At 65.3% G+C, this 18,260-nt stretch carries 14 protein-coding genes; 9 read left to right on the top strand and 5 right to left on the bottom strand.

The annotated features are described in order from the left end of the window. The first annotated feature begins 138 nt into the window (after nt 1–138). The 5 genes from DDF70_RS09135 (at nt 139) to DDF70_RS09155 (ending at nt 6,249) form a co-directional block, all read left to right on the top strand. A complete protein-coding gene (locus tag DDF70_RS09135) occupies nt 139–1,200 on the top strand; it encodes a LacI family DNA-binding transcriptional regulator (RefSeq protein ID WP_114944557.1) in 1,062 nt (353 codons plus the stop codon). Next, entirely contained in the window at nt 1,197–3,062 is a 1,866-nt protein-coding gene (locus DDF70_RS09140; protein WP_114944558.1) for a DUF2264 domain-containing protein, read from the top strand. The genes DDF70_RS09135 and DDF70_RS09140 overlap by 4 nt, the downstream gene beginning before the upstream one ends. Continuing rightward, on the top strand, nt 3,059–4,072 hold the full coding sequence (locus tag DDF70_RS09145; protein WP_114944559.1) for a hydroxyacid dehydrogenase: 1,014 nt from the start codon (nt 3,059–3,061) through the stop codon (nt 4,070–4,072). Before DDF70_RS09140 ends, DDF70_RS09145 begins: the two co-directional genes overlap by 4 nt. Beyond that, nucleotides 4,069–4,878 (top strand): sugar phosphate isomerase/epimerase family protein, encoded by an 810-nt coding sequence (locus tag DDF70_RS09150; RefSeq protein ID WP_114944560.1) that lies wholly within the window; start codon nt 4,069–4,071, stop codon nt 4,876–4,878. Before DDF70_RS09145 ends, DDF70_RS09150 begins: the two co-directional genes overlap by 4 nt. Before the next feature lie 72 nt (nt 4,879–4,950). Continuing rightward, a complete protein-coding gene (locus DDF70_RS09155; protein WP_114944561.1) occupies nt 4,951–6,249 on the top strand; it encodes an ABC transporter substrate-binding protein in 1,299 nt (432 codons plus the stop codon). A gap of 382 nt (nt 6,250–6,631) precedes the next feature. On the opposite strand, the gene DDF70_RS09160 is transcribed toward DDF70_RS09155, so the two are convergent. Then, nucleotides 6,632–8,560: an adenylate/guanylate cyclase domain-containing protein gene (locus tag DDF70_RS09160; RefSeq protein WP_114944562.1), complete on the bottom strand. Its 1,929-nt coding sequence runs from the start codon at nt 8,558–8,560 to the stop codon at nt 6,632–6,634. Between the two features lie 142 nt (nt 8,561–8,702). Here DDF70_RS09160 and DDF70_RS09165 point away from each other — a divergent pair, with 142 nt between their 5' ends. The 3 genes from DDF70_RS09165 to DDF70_RS09175 all read left to right on the top strand — a co-directional run bounded on the left by DDF70_RS09165 (nt 8,703) and on the right by DDF70_RS09175 (nt 11,944). Beyond that, nucleotides 8,703–9,872, top strand: coding sequence for an alpha/beta hydrolase (locus DDF70_RS09165; RefSeq protein ID WP_245435420.1), 1,170 nt, complete (start codon nt 8,703–8,705; stop codon nt 9,870–9,872). A gap of 294 nt (nt 9,873–10,166) precedes the next feature. Then, complete coding sequence (locus tag DDF70_RS09170; protein WP_114944563.1) at nt 10,167–11,033, top strand: hypothetical protein; 867 nt, start codon at nt 10,167–10,169, stop codon at nt 11,031–11,033. An 89-nt stretch (nt 11,034–11,122) separates the two neighbouring features. Beyond that, complete coding sequence (locus DDF70_RS09175; protein ID WP_114944564.1) at nt 11,123–11,944, top strand: lytic murein transglycosylase; 822 nt, start codon at nt 11,123–11,125, stop codon at nt 11,942–11,944. Between the two features lie 64 nt (nt 11,945–12,008). On the opposite strand, the gene DDF70_RS09180 is transcribed toward DDF70_RS09175, so the two are convergent. Further along, the gene (locus DDF70_RS09180; RefSeq protein WP_114944565.1) at nt 12,009–13,967 is read right to left on the bottom strand and encodes a methyl-accepting chemotaxis protein; all 1,959 of its coding nucleotides are present in this window, start codon (nt 13,965–13,967) and stop codon (nt 12,009–12,011) included. 278 nt (nt 13,968–14,245) lie between these two features. Here DDF70_RS09180 and DDF70_RS09185 point away from each other — a divergent pair, with 278 nt between their 5' ends. Then, a complete protein-coding gene (locus DDF70_RS09185) occupies nt 14,246–14,608 on the top strand; it encodes a hypothetical protein (RefSeq protein ID WP_114944566.1) in 363 nt (120 codons plus the stop codon). A 36-nt stretch (nt 14,609–14,644) separates the two neighbouring features. Here DDF70_RS09185 and DDF70_RS09190 read toward each other — a convergent pair whose 3' ends face one another. From DDF70_RS09190 to DDF70_RS09200, 3 genes are read right to left on the bottom strand one after another with little or no spacing between them, the layout of a single operon-like run. After that, on the bottom strand, nt 14,645–15,613 hold the full coding sequence (locus tag DDF70_RS09190) for an ABC transporter permease (RefSeq protein ID WP_114944567.1): 969 nt from the start codon (nt 15,611–15,613) through the stop codon (nt 14,645–14,647). 14 nt (nt 15,614–15,627) lie between these two features. After that, nucleotides 15,628–16,728, bottom strand: coding sequence for an ABC transporter permease (locus tag DDF70_RS09195; protein ID WP_114944568.1), 1,101 nt, complete (start codon nt 16,726–16,728; stop codon nt 15,628–15,630). After that, entirely contained in the window at nt 16,721–18,250 is a 1,530-nt protein-coding gene (locus tag DDF70_RS09200; protein WP_114944569.1) for a sugar ABC transporter ATP-binding protein, read from the bottom strand. Before DDF70_RS09200 ends, DDF70_RS09195 begins: the two co-directional genes overlap by 8 nt. Between the last annotated feature and the right edge of the window lie 10 nt (nt 18,251–18,260).

Genomic DNA, 18,260 nt, shown 5'->3' on the forward strand with positions numbered 1-18,260 from the left:
CTGCAGAATCCGGCCCTCGGCCAGCTTTGGCTCGCGCAATTCCAGCGCCTAGTAACGCAAAAATTTGCATTTGCGTGAGGATTGCAACTCACGCGCCTCTGCGCAACAAATTCATGCAACGAGAAAAGGTGGGAGGATATGACGAGAGTGAGCCTCAGCCGACGTCCGCGCCAGACGGACATTGCCCGCTTCGCCGGCGTCTCGGTGAGCACCGTTTCCCGCGTTCTTGCGAATGAACCCGGCATCAGCACGAATGTGCGGGACCAGGTGATCCGGATCGCGTCCGAACTCGGCTACAGCATACGCCCAGTTCCGGCGGTCCAGCCCCAGAACCAGCGGGCGGTGGCGCTCATCCCGGTCGATCATGCGACCGGCGGTCTTGGGGTCTTCTATGAGGGTATCCTCAGCGGCCTGCGGGGCGCGGCGGCCCGGTCGGGCGGTACTCTCCTGCCGCGACTGGTCCGCTCCTCCTCCCTCAGATTCTCCGATCTCAAGCAGACCCTGTCGGAGACAGACGCCACGGGGGTTTTCCTGGTCGGCATCGATCCGCCGGAGGATCTGTGCGGCTGGCTGCTCGAATCCAAGCTCCCGACCGTCTGGGTCAACGGCAACGACCCGAACCTTCAATTCGACTGCGTGTCTCCGGCCAATTTCTACGGAGCCCGGCTCGCGACCCAGCATCTCATCGATGCCGGCCATCGGCGGATCCTCCATTTCACCATGTCCCACCGCCACACCATCCGCGAGCGCGTCCGGGGCTTCGAGGCGGCGGCTGCGAAGAACGGCGTGACCACGCGGATCGTCCAGCTCCCCTCCGCATCCCGGACCAGCACCGAGGCGTGCGAGGCCATGGAGGCGATCCTCCTCGAGGATCAAGGCTTTACCGCCGCCCTCTGCATGAACGACATGATGGCGGTCGGCGTCATGGAGGCGATCACCAACCATCACCTGTCCATCCCCCAGGTCTTCGCCGTCATGGGCTTCGACGACCTTCCCTGCGCGGCCATGACCATGCCCCGCCTGACCACCATGCATGTGGACCGGGAGGCGATCGGTCAGGAAGCCTATCACCTCATGCAGCGGCGGATTGCCGACCCGAGCGCCGATCCCCGCAAGGTGGAACTGGCCGTCAGGCTCGTCGAGGGGGCGACCGTGCAGGCCCGCCACCACCAGCCCGAAAGTGGAGAGATCCCGGCATGACCTATGCGGCCGTTTACGCCAATCCCCTGACCGGCAATCCGCTTAAAACCCGAGCCGACGTCGAGAAGGCGCTCCTCGATCTCTTCGCGCCGCTCCTGCCCGCCTTTTCCGAAGGCGGCGCCCGGGTGAGCCTCAGCGCGACGGCAGCCCATTTTGATCAGGCGGCGGCGGATCTGGAAGGCTTCGCGCGGCCGCTTTGGGGCTTGGCGCCCTACGCAGCGGGCGGTGGAGACTTCCCCTATTGGCCGCTTTACGCGAAGGGTCTCGCCAACGGAACGGATCCGGAGCATCCCGAGTACTGGGGCAAGGTCACCGACCGCGACCAGAGGATGGTCGAGTTGGCGGCTTTGGGCTTTGCGCTGCGCCTCGTCCCCCAGCATCTCTGGGAGCCCCTGGACGAGCGGGCGAAGAGGAACGTCGCGACGTACCTGCTGGAGGCCCGGCCGCACGAATTCGCCGACAACAACTGGAAATTCTTCCGGGTCATGATCGATCTCGGCCTGGAACAGGCCGGGGTCACGTTCAACCGGACCATCACCGAGCAATATCTCCAGGAACTCGAGTCTTTCTATCTCGGGGACGGATGGTACCGCGACGGCAATGTACCTCGCGTCGACCATTACATCCCCTTCGCCATGCATTTCTACGGGCTGATCTATGCAGCCCTGGCGGCGTCCGACGAGGAGCGCAAGCGCCGGTTCCGGGACTGGGCGCGCCAGTTCGCCCCGAACATCCGGCACTGGTTCGCGGAGGATGGCGGCGCGCTCGTCTTCGGTCGCAGCATGACGTACCGCTTTGCCTGCGCGGGTTTCTGGGCCGCATTGGCCTTCGCCGACGAGGAGGCGCTGCCCTGGGGCGAGGTGAAGGGCTATTATCTCCGGCACCTGCGCTGGTGGGCGAAGCTTCCCATCACCGACAGGAGCGGCGTTCTCACGGTCGGGTTCGGCTATGCCAACCTGCTCATGTCGGAAAACTACAACTCGGCGGGCTCGCCCTACTGGGCCTTCAAGGCCTTCCTGCCCCTCGCGCTGCCGGCTTCGCACCCGTTCTGGACGGCCGAGGAGGCGCCGGCTCCCGTGTTCTCCGAACCGGCTCCTCAGCCACAGCCCGGCATGGTGATGATGCACACGCCCGGGAACGTGATCGCGCTTTCGTCCGGTCAGGAAAACCTCCAGATGCGGTTCGGCAGCGAGAAATATGCCAAGTTCGCCTATTCGTCCCGCTATGCCTTCAGCGTCGAGAGCGACGAGCGGATCTTCGAGGGCGCGGCCCTGGACGGGATGCTCGCCTTCAGCGACGACGGCCGGCATTTCCGGGTGCGCGAGACCAACGAGGACGCCCGCATGGCCGGAAATGTTCTCTATGCCCGCTGGCGCCCCTGGTCCGACGTGGAGGTGGAGACCTGGCTTCTGCCCGCCTCCCGATGGCATGTCCGGGTCCACCGGATCAGGACGCCGCGTCCCTTGAGCACCGCCGAGGGGGGCTTCGCGATTCCGCGTGCGGATGCGTACCGGAAGCTGGAGCGGATCGACGAACGTAACGGGACCGCCCTGGTGATCGGCGCGGAGGATTTCAGCGGCATCGCGGATCTCGGTTCCACGATTGAGCGGCGTGGTATCGCGCTGAAAGCTCCTCCCAATACGAACCTTCTCTATGCCAAGACTTTCGTCCCGCAGCTCCGCGGCGACATCCCAAGTGGCGAAACGGTTTTGCTGACGGCGGCCGTCGCCCTGCCCGGTACGGCCCGAGTGGCAGATGTCTGGAAGGACATTCCACCGGCACCGGCAATCGACGAGCTGGAAGCTCTCATTAGGCAGGACGGCCGAAGGGTCGGCGCTCTGGCCTGGAGAATGGGCTCATGACCCGTCCGCAAAAAATTGCACTCGCCATGGACCCTGTCCGTACGGAAGGTGTCCTGACCCGGCACCTGCTCGACCGGCTGGCCCGCTCATGCACGATCCTGGCGCCGGAGCCTCTCCAGTCGTTTACGCAAGGACAGGCTCCGGACGTGCTCCGGCAGACTGAGATCCTGATCACCGGCTGGGGAAGCCCGGCCATCGGGCGGGACATTCTGGAGCTGGCGCCGAACCTGCGGCTGATCGCCCATGCGGCCGGCACGGTCAAAGGGTTCCTGTCGGCGGACGTGATCGACGCCGGGATCGCGGTCACGCATGCGGCCGAGGCCAACGCCATCCCGGTGGCCGAGTTCACGCTGGCAGCGATCCTCTTCGCCAACAAGCAGGTCTTCCGCTTCCGCGACATCTACTGCGCGGACCGCAACCGCTCACGCACATTCCCGATGACCTCGCATCCGCTCGGAAACTTCAAGCGCACGATCGGCATCATCGGCGCTTCGCGTATCGGACGGCGCGTCATCGAATTCCTGAAGCCCTTCGCTTTCCGCGTCCTGCTCCACGATCCCTATGTAAGCACGCAGGATGCAGCGGCGCTCGGCATGGAGAGTGTGTCTCTGGACGAGCTGATGCGGCGCTCGGACGTGGTTTCCCTCCACGCGCCCGCCCTTCCCTCGACGCAGGGCATGATCACGCGCAGGCATCTGGCGCTCATGCGCGATGGGGCCACGTTCATCAACACGGCGCGCGGCATCATCGTCAAACAGGACGATCTCATCGACGAACTGCGCACGGGCCGCATCGATGCGATCATCGACGTCACCTATCCGGAAGTCCCGGAGGAATCCTCCGCGCTCTACGACCTGCCGAACGTGTTTCTCACGCCTCATATCGCCGGCGCCATCGGCAACGAGCGCGAGCTTCTCGGCGAGTACATCGTCGAGGAGATCGAGCGGTTCGTCGAGGGCCGTCCGCTTCGCTCCGCCATTACCGCGGCTGCGTTGGAGACGATGGCATGACGTCGTTCCGCCCAGGCCTGTGCTCCGTCACGTTCCGCAAGCTCGCGCCTAGGACCATCGTCAGGCTCGCTGCCGAATGTGGCATCGAAGGGATCGAATGGGCGGGCGATGTACATGTTCCTCCCGGTCAACCCGATCTTGCTCGCCATGTTCGACGGCTGACCGAGAGCGCCGGTCTCGCAGTCGTCTCGTACGGCTCATACGTCGCGCCGCCGAGCGACGGTGAAGAAGCCTTCGCGGTCGTGCTGGAGACCGCGCAGGCGCTCGGCGCGCCGAACATCCGCATCTGGCCAGGAACGCGCAACCGCGATTCCGCGACCTATACCAGTGAAGAGCGTCGGCACTCCGCATCGCTGATCCGGCGCATGGCGAGGCAGGCGGCGGACGCATCCGTCACGCTCGGCCTCGAGTACCACCCCAATTCCCTCACGGACGGTCTTGCCTCGGCGCAACGGCTCATGGCGGAGATCGACGACCCGAACGTGTTTCTCTACTGGCAGCCGCGCCCCGGCCTGCCGCTTGCCGAAGCGCTCGGCGAGTTGCGCGCCGTCGGTCGCGAGACATCGCATGTGCATGTCTTCGCGTGGGATAAAGACAAGGCGCGCTATCCGCTGTCGGACCAGAAAGCATACTGGATCGATATCCTGTCCAACGCCCCGGCGTCACGCTGGCCGGGAGACCGTTTCGCCATGCTGGAATTCGTGCGCGACGACAGCCCCGAGCAGTTCCGCGCCGACGCCGCCGTGTTTCATCAAATGTTGGAAGAGATCGAGAACCGCCCGTCCGGCGCGGCCCGATCTCTATAACGACACTCGTCGAGGAGCGTGCTTCTCGCTCCCTCGCCGAAGAATGACTTGAGAAGCGATTGGGAGGAAGCCATGAAGACTGATCTGAATCGTCGTACCTTGCTGAAATCGGCCCTTGCCCTCGGCGGTGCCGCGGCCGTCAATGCTCCCGGCATGAGCTGGGCGCAGGCGGAAGGCGGAAGGCTGCGCGCCACCTGGTGGGGATCGCCGGACCGGGCGAAGCGCACCACTGAGGTCGGCAAGCTCTTCACCGAGCGCACCGGAATCGAGATCGCCGGCGAACCCGTCGGTGCCGACTACTGGACGAAGATCGGCACGCAGATGGCCGGGCGCAACATCGCCGACGTGTTCCAGCTCGAGCCGAACAGCCTTGCCGATTATGCCGGACGCGGCGCGGCGAAGCCCATGGACGAGTATGTCGGCAAGCAGCTCGACATTTCCACCTTCGGCGACAAGATGGTCGATCTCTGCCGGGCAAACGGCAAGCTCTGGGGCGTCGCGCTCGGCCTCAACTCGTTCTCGCTGTTCTACGACCAGACGGTGTTCGAGAAGGCCGGCATCAAGCCGCCGACCCACGAGACGACCTGGAAGCAGTTTGCCGACACGGCGGTCGATCTCACCAAGGCGGTAGGCCGGCCCGATTACTGGGGCGCTCCCTACGGGGCCCGCTATCACTACGTGTTCGACGTATGGCTGCGCCAGCGCGACAAGCGCCTGTTCACGGAAGACGCCAAGCTCGGTTTCACCGTGGACGATGCGAAGGAGTGGTTCAGCTACTGGGAAGACCTGCGCAAACGAAACGGCTGCGTCCCGGCGGACGTGCAGACCCTCGACCAGTCTCAGATCGAGCGCAACGCGCTTGCGCTCGGCAAGTCGGCCATGGGCCTCACCTACTCGAACCAGCTCATCGGCTACCAGCTCCTCACCAAGAACAAGCTCGGGATCACCATGGTGCCGACGAACGGCCCCGGCACGAAATCCGGCCACTACTATCGCCCGGCCCTGATCTGGAGCATCGGCGCGACGAGCAAGAACCCGGACAAGGCAGCGGCCTTCATCAGCTTCTTCGTCAACGACGTGGAAGCCGGCAAGATCCTCGGCGTCGAGCGCGGCGTGCCCATGTCGCCCAAGGTCCGCGAGGCCATCCTGCCGAACCTGAACGAGGTCGAGCGCGCGACGGTCGATTACGTCAACCTTCTGGCCGACAAGGTGAGCGACTACCCGCCGCCCGTCCCGGTCGGGGCCGTCGAGTTCGACAACAACGTCATGCGCAAAGTGGCCGACCAGGTCGCCTTCGGTCAGATGTCGATCGCCGACGCAGCCCAGCATCTTCTCGACGACGGCAACGCCGTGCTGCGGAAGGTGAATTAGGGGGGCAGATCGAGCCCACTCCATAACACGCCACGTCATCACCGGCCTTGTGCCGGTGATGTCGATTGGGAGAGCACCATCGGTGTCATTCCCGGCCGGAGCATCAGCGGAGGGGAAGGGAATCCACGACCAAGCACAACGCCATGGATCCCCCTCCCTCAATTCGCTCGGCCTGAGGATGACAGCGGCGCGCAGCATGAGCCCTGATATTCTTCGTTCAACGCACCTGTCATTCCGGGGCGGCTCGCAAGAGCCGAACCCGGAACCCATAACCGCTGACAGTGCAGTAAGCGGCGTGACGTTGATCGCTCTTTCCTTCTATGTCGTGGCTATGGGTTCCGGGTTCTCGCTAACGCTCGCCCCGGAATGACAATGAATGGAATCACTCCCGGCCATCCCCAACCCTCTCCTCCAACGCGCCGCAGAGTTCGTACACGCGCACCGTGGCCTCGAACCCTTTCGGCTGGATCGTATCCACCATCCGGAACGCGAATAGGTCGGCGGCGCGCTCGCGGACGGCGTCGCTGACCAGGATTTCGGTGCCGTAATCCTTGTTGAGCGGCTCCAGCCGCGCGGCCAGGTTCACCGCCGCGCCGAGGACCGTGTAGGCCATGCGGTCGGAGGATCCGATGGTGCCGACGACCGCTTCTCCGGTATGGAGGCCGTAGCGCGTCCGATAAGCGGGCCACCCTTCCTTTTCGAATTCCTCGTTGAGCTTCCGATTGGCCTCGCGGCAGGCCAGCACGGCTGCGCAGGCACGGGCGACATGATCGGGATCGTCCGCCGGGGCGTTCCAGATGGCCATGACCGCATCGCCGACGAATTTGTCCACCGTGCCGCCATGCTCCATGATCACCGCCGAGAGAGCCGCGAGATAATGCGACGTGCGGAGCATCACCTGCTCGGGATCGGCCTTCTCGGTGATCTGCGTGAAGCCGGCGATGTCGGTGAACAGGATCGTGACCTCGCGTCGCGAGCCGCCGAGCCGGAGGGCATCGCCCGTCGCGAGGAGCTGCTGGACCAGGCGCTTCGGAACGAAGGTCGCGAAGGTCCGCACCACGGTTCGCATGGTGGAGACCGACCGCCCGAGATCGTCGATCTCGCGGATGATCGAACGCACATCCGTGGCCGGACCGTTGGTGTCGAATCTCTGGATGCGATCCGTTTCGGCCGCGAGCGCCTTCATGGATCGGGAGAGCAGCAAGCCGATTCCCGCGATGATCGGGAGGGACGCGAGAACGAAGCCGAGCGCCAGGAGAACAAGGCTGCGCCGGCTCTCCTCGATTTCCGCGAAGAACTCGTCGAGCGGCGCCACGACGGCAAGCCGGAGACCGGAGGAGCCGGAGGTCTTGATCGGCCGGAAGGCCGCCACATAGGTTCGCCCGTCGGCATCGTCGAAGATCTGCTGCGCCGAGCCGCCCCGCTGCCATGCATCCAAGGGCTGAGTGATGTCGACGCCCAGCATCCGGTCGAGGGGCGGCAGGTCGAGCGGAACATTCGCCCCTTGGGTGGACAGGAATTCCGACATGCGCGGATGTGCGACGACCTTGCCGCTGTCGTCGAAGAGAAACACGACACCGGAGGTCCCGAGCTTCTGGGATCGAAGAAAGGCTTCGGCATCGACGAGCAGGATATCCCCGGCGGCGATCCCGCCCCGTCCCTGCGTGAACGGCGCACGCACCGTATAGCCGATCAGGTTGGCGATTTCGAAGACGTAAGGCTCCGTGACGGCACCGGCGCCCGGCTCGAACGCATCCCGATACCAGGGCCGCTCGCGCGGATCGTAATCCGCCTCCCGCTGCTCCTGGGCGAGAATCTCGAGGTTGGAAGACAGGTAAGACGTGAAGCGTCTTCTCGACGTCCCGTCCTTCGGCGTATCGATGATCGTGAGCCGGAACACCGTCCCCGCCGGAGGCTTGAGCCGGGCGCGCAATCCCGGTCCGGCGCGATCAAGGACATCGAGTTCGACAAGGCCGCCGTCGGCATATCCGACATAGAGATTGTAAAGCTGTTCGTGCTGGCGCAGGAGCGCGGCCAGGATCGCGTAAAGTTCCGGATTGTCCTGGATCGCGCCGGCCTCGACAGGCTTGAGCTGACGCAGCACGGCCAGGATATCGAGGACGTCCTTGAACTGTCCGTCCACCCGGTCGGTCGTTTGATCGGCGACGCGGTCGATGAAGGACAACGCGGCCGAGCGGGTGATCGACCGGGCCCGCTCGAAGCTCAGGTAAACCAGGGACAGGCCGACAGCCAGAACCACCGCCACGAAAAGCGCGGTGATCGAGGGTTGATAGCCGATCCGAACACGCATGCGCCTGCCTTCCTGCCGCTCATCCCAGAGTTATCCGGGATCGCCGATGGAAAACAAGGGTTGGCGTCGATCCCATACCCCGCCGTTGTCGCTGACACCGCACCTCCCGCATGACACACTGCTCCGGCTGGAGAGACGGGCCATGGCGCAGAACGTGACGGTCTATTTCGCAACCAACCGCATGCCGCTCACCGACGGGAGGGGGGAGACGATCGTCGGTTTCGGTTCGGAGCCCGGCCCCATCGACGGCACGGCGGTGCGGTTCGGGTCCGCGCAGGCGAGCGTCACGGGCACGAAGTCCAGCTTCGTGCCGGGCTCGCTCTATGTGGCGCCGGAGCAGCTGATCGGGCCGAACATCCAGCGGGGCAGCCGCGACATCTTCGAGAAGTTGCGGCAGGACATGCAGGATGGCGGACGTCCGACCCTCGTGGTGATCCACGGCTTCTCGAACACCTTCGAGGACGCCATCGAGCGGGCCGCCGGCATTCTCACTTTCTACGGCATCGACGCCAACGTGTTCTCGTTCACCTGGCCGTCCATTGGAACGCCCCTGCCGACGCCCCTGCCCTACACCGATTACTTCCATGACCGCGGCACCGCGCGCGGCTCCGGCGTGGCGATTGCCCGCACCATGCGCATTCTCTACGACTTCATCGACAATCTGCCCCGCCGGGCGGTCTGCCGCCAGCCGCTGCACCTCATCTGCCACAGCATGGGGAACTACGCGTTCCGTTATGCCGTGCAGGCCCTGATGCAGGTGCCCCAGGGCGAGCCGCGCGAATATGTCCGCACGGCCGACCTGCCGGCGCCGGATGTGGAGGAGCGCCCCGTCCCGGCCCTCGTCGCCCTGCCGACCGAGGCGCCCGATCCCAACCGCCTGCGCCAGACCTTCGACCAGATCGTCCTGGCCGCCGCCGACGAGGACGAGGATGCACTGGAGGACGTCAAGGAGCTGCGCTACCTGCCCCGCCTCGGCAACCGCGTCACCGTGTACCACACCCGGAAGGACTGGATCCTCTCCACCTTGAGTTCGGTGACCAAGTTCAACGGGCCGCGCTTAGGCGTGAACGGACCGGAGAACATGGCGGCCATCAGCGACAAGGTCACGGCCGTGGACGTGAGCGACGCCATCGATCCGAGCCAGGATTTCGAGAGCCATAATTATTACCGGATCTTTCCGGCCGTGCGGGACGACATCGTCGCCGTCCTGTCCGGCGAGCGCCAGGACAAGATCGCCAATCGCGACCGGAACGACCTGCAGCGCTACAGCCTGCGCGCGCCGTCCCGGAGCACGCGGCGCAAGGGGCGGTAGGGAAGCATAACGACCACGCGCTGGTGACCCAACCATTTGCTCACTCACCTACCTCATCCTGAGGAGGTGCGAAGCACCGTCTCGAAGGATCGTTCAGAGAGCACTGGAGACGCCCTCGTCCTTCGAGACGCCGCTTGCAGCGGCTCCTCAGGATGAGGGCTCAGGGTGTTTGGCACTGCGCAAAATAACCTGGCTGCAGTCGCCGTAACCCTGGCCATACCCCCTCTCCTCATTCCTTCTTCGCCCCACGCATCGTATCATGTTGCGAGCACCTTCCATGGAGCCAGCACGGTCATGAACGGCGTCTCGGCCCGGATCCTTGGAGCGCTCTGCTGTTGGCTCGCGCTGTCCGTCGTGCTTCCGGCCCGGGCCGATCCCTTCTTCGTCAAGGTCTACGGGCGGACCTACAAGATCGATCCCCACTACCCGTCGGATGAGAAGGGCCCCGATCCCCAGGATGCCATGAAGGCCCTTCCGGCCGATCTGGCGAAGGGTCCCGCCGTCCGGCCCTCGCACGAAGAGGTTCTGGCCGAGGTCGAGGAACGGCTCTGGATCGCCAGCAACCAGCTCGACGCGAAGCTGGAGGACGCGGCCAAGTCCCGCGGCGGGCGCAATGCGTCATCGGACACCAAAGCCGCCAAGCAGGAGATCACGAATTCGCTCGCATCAGGAACCGGCCCGGGCCGCTCCCCGGACCTCCAGGCCGTCTACGACCGCTACCGGGCCCTGAACCTCCTCGCGCGGGAATTGCGCCGCTCCCTCGACCTGCCGGTCAGGACGCCGGAATCCGGCTTCTCGCGGCCGAAGCTCAATCCGGACATCGAGGCGAGCTACCGCGCCCAGAAGTTCGATCCCTACGAGGCTTATTACGGCTTCAGGCGCGTGAAGGCCGCCTTCCGGTCGGGCGATATCGAACTTCTCGCCCGCGTGACCCATTATCCCCTCGCCGTCACCGGCAGGGTCAGGCGCACCCTGCGCAACCGCGCGCAACTGGTCGCCGCGAAGGAGACGGTCCTGAACGCCGCCGTGCGCGAGGCGGTCGCCAAGTCCACCTTCGAGAGCGTGTTCGTGCGGGACAGGGGCATGGTGGTCGGAGGGGGAGCGGTCTGGATCACGCCCGACAAGACCGGCTTCGGCCTGGGAACCGTCAACCTTGACTAAGCGTTACGAAGCTTGACCATTATGCCTCAACTTGGCCGGGATGATGCGACAGCATCGGTCCGGCGCAACCGATCCGGAAGGGAAAACGAATGATCAGGGGCTGGCAGTACAGGATCGCCGCTTTCACCGCCTTGGCGTCGCTCGTCGGGATGACCCACACGGCACAGGCCGCGCAATGCGGCAACAGCGCGGCCGGCTTCGAGAACTGGAAACGGGAATTCTCGCAGGAAGCGAAAGCCAACGGCGTCGGCCAGACGGCGATTTCCGCGCTCATGAACACGGATTACGCGACGGCCACCATCCGGGCCGACCGGGGCCAGAAGAGCTTCCGGCTTACGCTCGACCAGTTCATGGCCAAGCGCGGCGCGTCGGTGATCGTCTCGCGCGGGCGTTCGCTCAAGCAGTCGAACGCGTCTCTCTTCGCATCGCTCGAGCAGCGCTACGGCGTCCCGCCCGGCCCGCTGATCGCCATCTGGGGCATGGAGACGGCCTTCGGAACCCAGCGCGGCAACCAGAACACGCTCTCGGCCGTGGCGACCCTCGCGTACGATTGCCGCCGGTCGGAATTCTTCACCGACCAGCTCTATGCGGCCCTTGAGCTGATCGACCGCGGCGTCCTCTCCGGCAGCACGCGCGGGTCCATGCATGGCGAGATCGGCCAGACCCAGTTCATGCCCAAGAACATCCTGCAATACGGCCGGGGCGGCAATCTCGACAACACCGCCGACGCCCTCGAGGCGACCGCCAACTTCCTCAAGGCCCACGGCTGGCGCGCCGGCGCCGGATACCAGCCGGGCGAGCCCAACTTCCGGGCGATCCAGGCCTGGAACGCCGCATCGGTCTACCAGCAGGCCATCGCGCTGATCGGCCAGCAGATCGACGGCGGCGCGCGCAGGTCGGCCGAGCGATAACGATCATCCCTGCCGATGCATGGTGCAACCTGGCACCATGCGTCGCGCCGGAACGGAATACGGATTAAAGATACCGGACGCCGAGTTCCTGCTCGCTCCGTCGCACCACCTCACAGGTCCGCGGCACATCCTCACCGTCGATCTTGAGAACGAAGCGATCCGGAACATCGACCGTCGCGACGCTGATCTTCGCGCCGCTCTCGGACATGTTCAGCACCATGCATTCGATCTCCTGAGCCTTGCCCGAGAGAGCTGAGAGCCTGATCCGCGCCGGGCGGCTCACGCGCGTGCGCTCGCTCGAACGGCGCTCCTCCACGCCCACGACCCACTCGTCGAGGCTGCGCGCAATCCCCGCCACGCCGCCGGCGGCGATCTTGATGTTGCGCGAGACCTCGGTCGTCACGGCGCTCTGCCTTTCGATGGCATCGGCGGTTTCGACGATGAAGCCCCTCACCTCCGTGACGGCCGCGCTGATCGAGGCGAGCGCCTGCTCCACGTCTCCCGAGACGGTCTGCATCGACAGGATCTCGCCCGAGATGCGCGCGGTCGCCTGCGCGGCCTGATTGGCGAGGTTCTTCACTTCGCTCGCCACGACCGCGAAACCCCGGCCCGCATCGCCCGCGCGGGCCGCCTCGATGGTGGCGTTCAAGGCCAGAAGGTTGATCTTCTCGGCGATGATTGTGATCGCCTGAACGACGCCGTCCATGGACTGCGCGGCGTCGCGCAGCTTGGTCGTCGATGCGTCGGCGCCCTGCGTCCTGACATGGATCTCGTCGACGGCGCTGCGCGATTCCTGCATACGCCCCGAGATCGCCCCCGCCGTGACGTTCATGCCCTCGGCTGCCGTCGCGATCGCCTGGACGTTGCCGAGCGTCTGCTCGGCCGTCTGGATCGCCTCGCCCCGGACATTCATGCTCCGGGTGATGTCGGTCGCGAACTTGACCACCTTGAAGGGCCGCCCTTCCGCATCGAGGACGGGGTTGTAGTTGCCCTGGATCCAGACCTCGCGCCCGCCCTTGGCGACGCGCTGGTAGACGGCCGCCGAATACCGGCCGGCGCGCAGGGACTCCCAGAGACCCGCATATTCAGGGCTTGCCGCATAGGCGTTTGAGACGAACATGCGATGATGCTGCCCGCGGATCTCCTCCAGCGTGTAGCCCATCGTGTTGAGGAAGTTCTGGTTCGCGTCGAGGATCACGCCATTCATGTCGAAGTGAATGACCGCCTGTGACCGGCTCATCGCGGCGACCTGAGCGGCCGCCTCGGCAGCCCGCCGCTTCGCCACCGTGATGTCCGACGCGTATTTCACGACCTTGAACAGACGGCCATTGCCGTCGAAGATCGGATTGTAGCTCGCTTGAAGCCACACCTCCCGGCCGTTCCTCGCCACGCGCTTGAACTCGCCGGACAGGTACTCGCCTCGATTGAGCTTCTGCCACAGCTCTTGGTATTCGGAACTCGCAGCGTATTCCGCCGGAACGAACATGCGGTGATGCTTGCCCTTCACGGCATCGAGCTCATAGCCCATCGTCTGCAGAAAGAGTTCGTTCGCGTCCGTGATCGTTCCGTCGAGAGCGAAATGGATCACGGCCTGCGAACGGTTGATCGCGGCGATCTGGCCGTCGAAATCTGCCTGACGAAGCCGCTCGGCCGTGATGTCCGTGGCAAGTTTGATGATCTGCGCGACCGTGCCCTTTCGATTGAGGATGGGCACGTAGCTCGCCCGCAGCCAGATTTCGCGTCCGTCCTTTCCGAGGCGGCGAAACTCGGCCGATTGATGATGTCCTCGACGCAGATCCTGCCAGAACATCGCATAGGCGGGAGCTTCAGCTTCGGCCGGATCGACGAAGATGCGGTGATGCCGGCCGCGGATCTCCTCCAGGCGATACCCGACGAGTGACAGAAAACCGTCGTTTGCCTCAATGATATTGCCGGCCGGGTCGAATGTGATTGTCGCAAACGTCGTGTCGAGCGCCCGAACCTTCGCATGGGTTGAGTTGAACGGACGCAAACCGAGAGGCATGAAAGTCTCCTGACAAGGAGGCTCTGGATCCCACAGCATGCCTAAAAAGATCTTAAATTGCGCCCCGTTTGGCCATTTTTTCTTAGGCATTGTTCCTGTTTTGGAGATGGGCTCAGAGGGACGCGGCGCCCTCACCTCTCCCTCAAGGAGAGGTGAACCGCCACCTGAACTTTGGGGCTGCGAGGTGCTCGACGCCCGCCCCATCGGGATTGACAGGGAGCCGGTGGTGCAGGCTATCGGTTGGCGCGCCGGATGGCAGTGCTTCGGGAGGAACGGGTTTGGTCAAGAAAATCGGCTCAAAGGCCTGGCGGGTCCAGGTGTCGGACGACGGCGCGATCATCGGCTTAGGGGTCCGCACCGAGACGGACCGGGAATACGAGGTTCTCCTCAGCGCGGTGGATTCCACGCCCATCGTGACGGACCTGCTCGGCGAGATGGTGCGGACACACCGGGGCAAGCCGCCGAGGGAGTTCGCCCCGAATGCCGGGCCGAACCATTTCAAGAGCGTGCCGGTGCAGCCCTTGAGCACGCGCATCGAGCATGGCGGCGAGAAGCCCGTGCTCGTCCTGGATTTCGGCGGAACGGTCCTGAAAGTGGCCATCGACCCCGCTCAGCTCCAGCGGGATTTGAGTGCGCTGTAGAGCGTTGATCTCGGCACTCCGCGCAACGTGGCGGACCTACCCCGTGACGCGGGCGCCACGCCCGTAGACGAGCAGCATGGCGATGATGACGCTCCCATAGATGATCTGGCGTCCGGCCTCGGGCATCTGCATGATGGAGAGGACCGAGTTCAACAGCACGATCAGGATGACGCCCACGAGGGTGCCGAGATAGCGTCCTCGTCCGCCCAGGATGTTGGTGCCGCCGATGACCACGGCCGCGATCGCCGGCAGCAGATAGGCATCGCCCATGCCCTGGTAGGCCTTGGTCGAGTACCCGGCCAGCAGCACGCCGGCAAGGCCCGCTGCCGCGCCCGAAAGTGCGAAGGCGATGAGGATCACGCGGTTCGTGTCGATGCCCGAGAGAAAGGCGGCTCGCTCACGATTGCCGATGGCATAGATGGAACGGCCGAGAGTCGTGCGCGTCAGGATCGCCACGACCACCACGGAGACGGCGAGCCACACGAGGAGCGCCATCGGGATCACGCCGCCGACGCGGGCGACCGCAAGATATTGCATCAGGTCCGTCGCTGCCGTCTGCGGGGCGAAGCCGCCGGTATGCGCCACCATGAGGCCGCGCATCACGGCATTCATGCCGAGCGTGAAGATCATGGAGGGCACGCGCAGATACGCGACGCCGAGCCCGTTGACGATGCCGACGAGGAGGCCGACGCCGATACCAGCGGGAATCGCCCAGGGACCGCCGAAGGCGGTTGCCATCATGGCGGCGGCGGTCAGGGTCCAGGGCACCGAAAGGTCGATATGGCCGAGCAGGATGACGACCATGAGACCTGCCGCCACGATGCCGAGAAAGGACCCCACCTGCAGCTGCTGCAGTAGATATTGCGGCTGAAGGAGCGGCGCGCTGCCCTGCGTGTAGAGCGTGTAGCCTGTCCCGACGAGCAGGATGAGCAGGACGAAGCCGGCCGCGAAGACCACGGGCTTGTCGTCGGGCCCGAGGCGCAGGCTCCTCGGCGCGATGGTCATGTCGGCGGCTCTACTCACCGGAACACCTCGAGCTTGTTCTTGAGACGCAGCAGCTTCAGGCCACCGAGGCTCACGGCGGCGAGAAGCACGAGCCCCTCGAAGAGAGGCTGCAGAAGGGGGGCCACGTCGAAGATGCGGAAGTTGAAGGAGATCGTGCGCAGCACCATCGCGCCGATCATGGACCCGACGGCGCTGCCGGTGCCCCCGAGAAGCGAGGTGCCGCCGATGACCACGGCCGCGATGGAATTCAGCGTATAGGCTCCGGCCTGGGGAATGTCGGCGTTGCCCGACGAGGTCTGGAGCGCAAGGAACAGGCCGCCGAGACCGGCGAAGAGGCCGGCCAACGTGAAGGCCGCGAGCTTCGCCCGGTTGATCGGCAGGCCCGACATGTAGGCGGCGCTCTCGGAGGATCCGATTGCATAGACCGTGCGCCCCGTGACGGAACGGGTGAACGGCACCCAGATCACGAGCACGATCAGCGCGAGCAGGACGAGCGGCACCGGGATCCACGCGAAGGGCTGCAGCCAGGCGACCTCGCCGCCGTCGAAGAGCCCGAAGGTTGACGCGAACTCGCGTACGTCGCTCGTTACGGCCCAGGACAGGTCCTCCTGCACCTTGCCGCCGGGTGTCGGCCGCAGGATGAGGGCGAGCCCCATATAGATCGCGCTCGTGGCGAGCGTCGCGATGATGGGCTGGATGCGTCCATAGACGACCACGCATCCGTTCACGAAGCCGCATGCGGCGCCTGATGCGATGCAGGCCGCGATGCCGAGCGCGATCTCGGCCGGGCTGCCGTCGACGAGGTGGCTGGCGATGCAGCCCACGAGGGTCATCACGGCGCCGACCGAAAGATCGAGGCCCGCCATCAGCACGGGCACCGTCTGCGCCATGGACACGAGCGCCAGGGCGAAGACCTCGTTGGCGTTCTGGATCAGGATCTGCCCCGTGAAACCGCGGGGATGGCTCACCTGGTAGAACAGGTAGAGCACGAGGAAGAGCGCAAGCGCACCGAGGATGCCGGCGTGCTGCCGCCACCTCAGACCCAGGTCGGCACCCCACCGGCGGGCCTTCTCCTGCGGTTCTGCTGCGGCGGGAGTGAGCACCGTGTCAGACATGAGCCGGCTCCCGCCGCTCGGCGATGTTGAGCGCGCTGGCGATCAGGTTGCGCTCCGTGATGTCCTCGCCTTCCAGTTCGCGGATGATGCGGCCGTCATACATGACGGCGACCCGGTCGCAGCAGCCGATCAGTTCCTCGTAATCGGTCGAGTAGAACAGGATGCAGGCGCCCTCCTCCGCGAGCTCACGCATGAGCCGGTAAATCTCCTGCTTCGTTCCGACGTCGATGCCGCGGGTCGGGTCGTTGAGCAGGATCACGTCGGGCTCCGTCGCGAGCCACTTGGCGAGCACCACCTTCTGCTGGTTCCCGCCCGACAGGGTCGAAACCGGATCGCCCGCATTGCCGATCTTGATCCGCAGCTGTTCGATGGCCCGCTCCACGGCACGCCGGGTGCGGCCCGCATCGATGAACATTCCGTGCGAGAGACGATCGAGCGAGGCCATGGCGATGTTGTCGGCGATCGACATGGAGAGAATGAGCCCTTCGCTTTTGCGGTCCTCCGGCACGAGCGCCATCCGGGCCCGTCCGCTCTTGGCGGCCTTCGGCGATGTCGCGGCCATGGGCTCGCCTTCGAGGGTCACCGTGCCCCGGACGCCGCGCAGGACGCCGAAGAGAGCGAGCAGCAGTTCCTTCTGACCCTGCCCGTCGAGACCGCCCAGCCCCACGATCTCGCCGCGCCCCGCCTCGAGTCCGACGCCGTTGAGGCGGTTCTCCCACGATAGATCCCGGATCGTCACGAGGGGCGGCGGACGCGGCCGCCTGGGCTTTGGCGGAAACTGCCCTTCGATCTCGCGCCCGATCATGAGGCCGATGATCTCGTCGGGACTTCGGGCACCCTTGGCGAAGGTTTCGATGTGCCGCCCGTTGCGAAACACGGAGCAGCGATCCGCCAGCGCGTCGATCTCGTGCATGCGATGGGAGATGTAGAGGATGCTTAAGTTCCGCGCCTTCAGCTCGAACAGCATGCGATAGACCCGGTCCACGTCGGCGGAGGTCAGGGCCGAGGTCGCCTCGTCGAGGATGAGAAGCTTCGGATCGCGGCCGAGCGCCTTCGCGATCTCGACCATCTGTCGCCGGGAGAGCGGCAGGTCCGACACGCGGCTCAAGGGGTTGATGTCCTCGCAGCCGACGCGGGCGAGCAGTTCCTCCGATCGCCGGCGCTGCGCGCGGCCGTCGATGAACCCGAACCGGCGCGGCGGGCTCGACAGGGTGATGTTGTCGGCGACCGTGAGCTCCGGCATGAGAGAGAGCTCCTGGAAGATGCACACGATCCCGGCCCGGTTCGCCGCCGACGGGTTCGGAAACGAGACGGGGGCGCCCTCGAGCATCATGCGGCCTTCGTCCGGCTGGACGACGCCCGCCATGATCTTCATCAGGGTCGACTTCCCGGCCCCGTTCTCACCCAGGACGGCGTGGATCGATCCGCGGCTGCAGGCGAAATCCACATCCCGCAAGGCATGGACGCCGCCATAGCGTTTGGAGATGTTCTCGAGGGCGAAGAAAGGCGCTGGTGCGGGCATGGGGCCTCTT

Source organism: Microvirga calopogonii (assembly GCF_003347665.1).
Classification (GTDB): domain Bacteria; phylum Pseudomonadota; class Alphaproteobacteria; order Rhizobiales; family Beijerinckiaceae; genus Microvirga; species Microvirga calopogonii.

Bases quoted from the DNA above. Each gene is read 5' to 3' on its own strand.
- DDF70_RS09180 (WP_114944565.1), bottom strand. From the start codon at position 13,967: ATGCCTCTCGGTTTGCGTCCGTTCAACTCAACCCATGCGAAGGTTCGG.
- DDF70_RS09160 (WP_114944562.1), bottom strand. From the start codon at position 8,560: ATGCGTGTTCGGATCGGCTATCAACCCTCGATCACCGCGCTTTTCGTG.
- DDF70_RS09140 (WP_114944558.1), top strand. From the start codon at position 1,197: ATGACCTATGCGGCCGTTTACGCCAATCCCCTGACCGGCAATCCGCTT.
- DDF70_RS09190 (WP_114944567.1), bottom strand. From the start codon at position 15,613: ATGACCATCGCGCCGAGGAGCCTGCGCCTCGGGCCCGACGACAAGCCC.
- DDF70_RS09175 (WP_114944564.1), top strand. From the start codon at position 11,123: ATGATCAGGGGCTGGCAGTACAGGATCGCCGCTTTCACCGCCTTGGCG.
- DDF70_RS09170 (WP_114944563.1), top strand. From the start codon at position 10,167: ATGAACGGCGTCTCGGCCCGGATCCTTGGAGCGCTCTGCTGTTGGCTC.
- DDF70_RS09195 (WP_114944568.1), bottom strand. From the start codon at position 16,728: ATGTCTGACACGGTGCTCACTCCCGCCGCAGCAGAACCGCAGGAGAAG.
- DDF70_RS09165 (WP_245435420.1), top strand. From the start codon at position 8,703: ATGGCGCAGAACGTGACGGTCTATTTCGCAACCAACCGCATGCCGCTC.
- DDF70_RS09155 (WP_114944561.1), top strand. From the start codon at position 4,951: ATGAAGACTGATCTGAATCGTCGTACCTTGCTGAAATCGGCCCTTGCC.
- DDF70_RS09135 (WP_114944557.1), top strand. From the start codon at position 139: ATGACGAGAGTGAGCCTCAGCCGACGTCCGCGCCAGACGGACATTGCC.
- DDF70_RS09200 (WP_114944569.1), bottom strand. From the start codon at position 18,250: ATGCCCGCACCAGCGCCTTTCTTCGCCCTCGAGAACATCTCCAAACGC.
- DDF70_RS09150 (WP_114944560.1), top strand. From the start codon at position 4,069: ATGACGTCGTTCCGCCCAGGCCTGTGCTCCGTCACGTTCCGCAAGCTC.
- DDF70_RS09145 (WP_114944559.1), top strand. From the start codon at position 3,059: ATGACCCGTCCGCAAAAAATTGCACTCGCCATGGACCCTGTCCGTACG.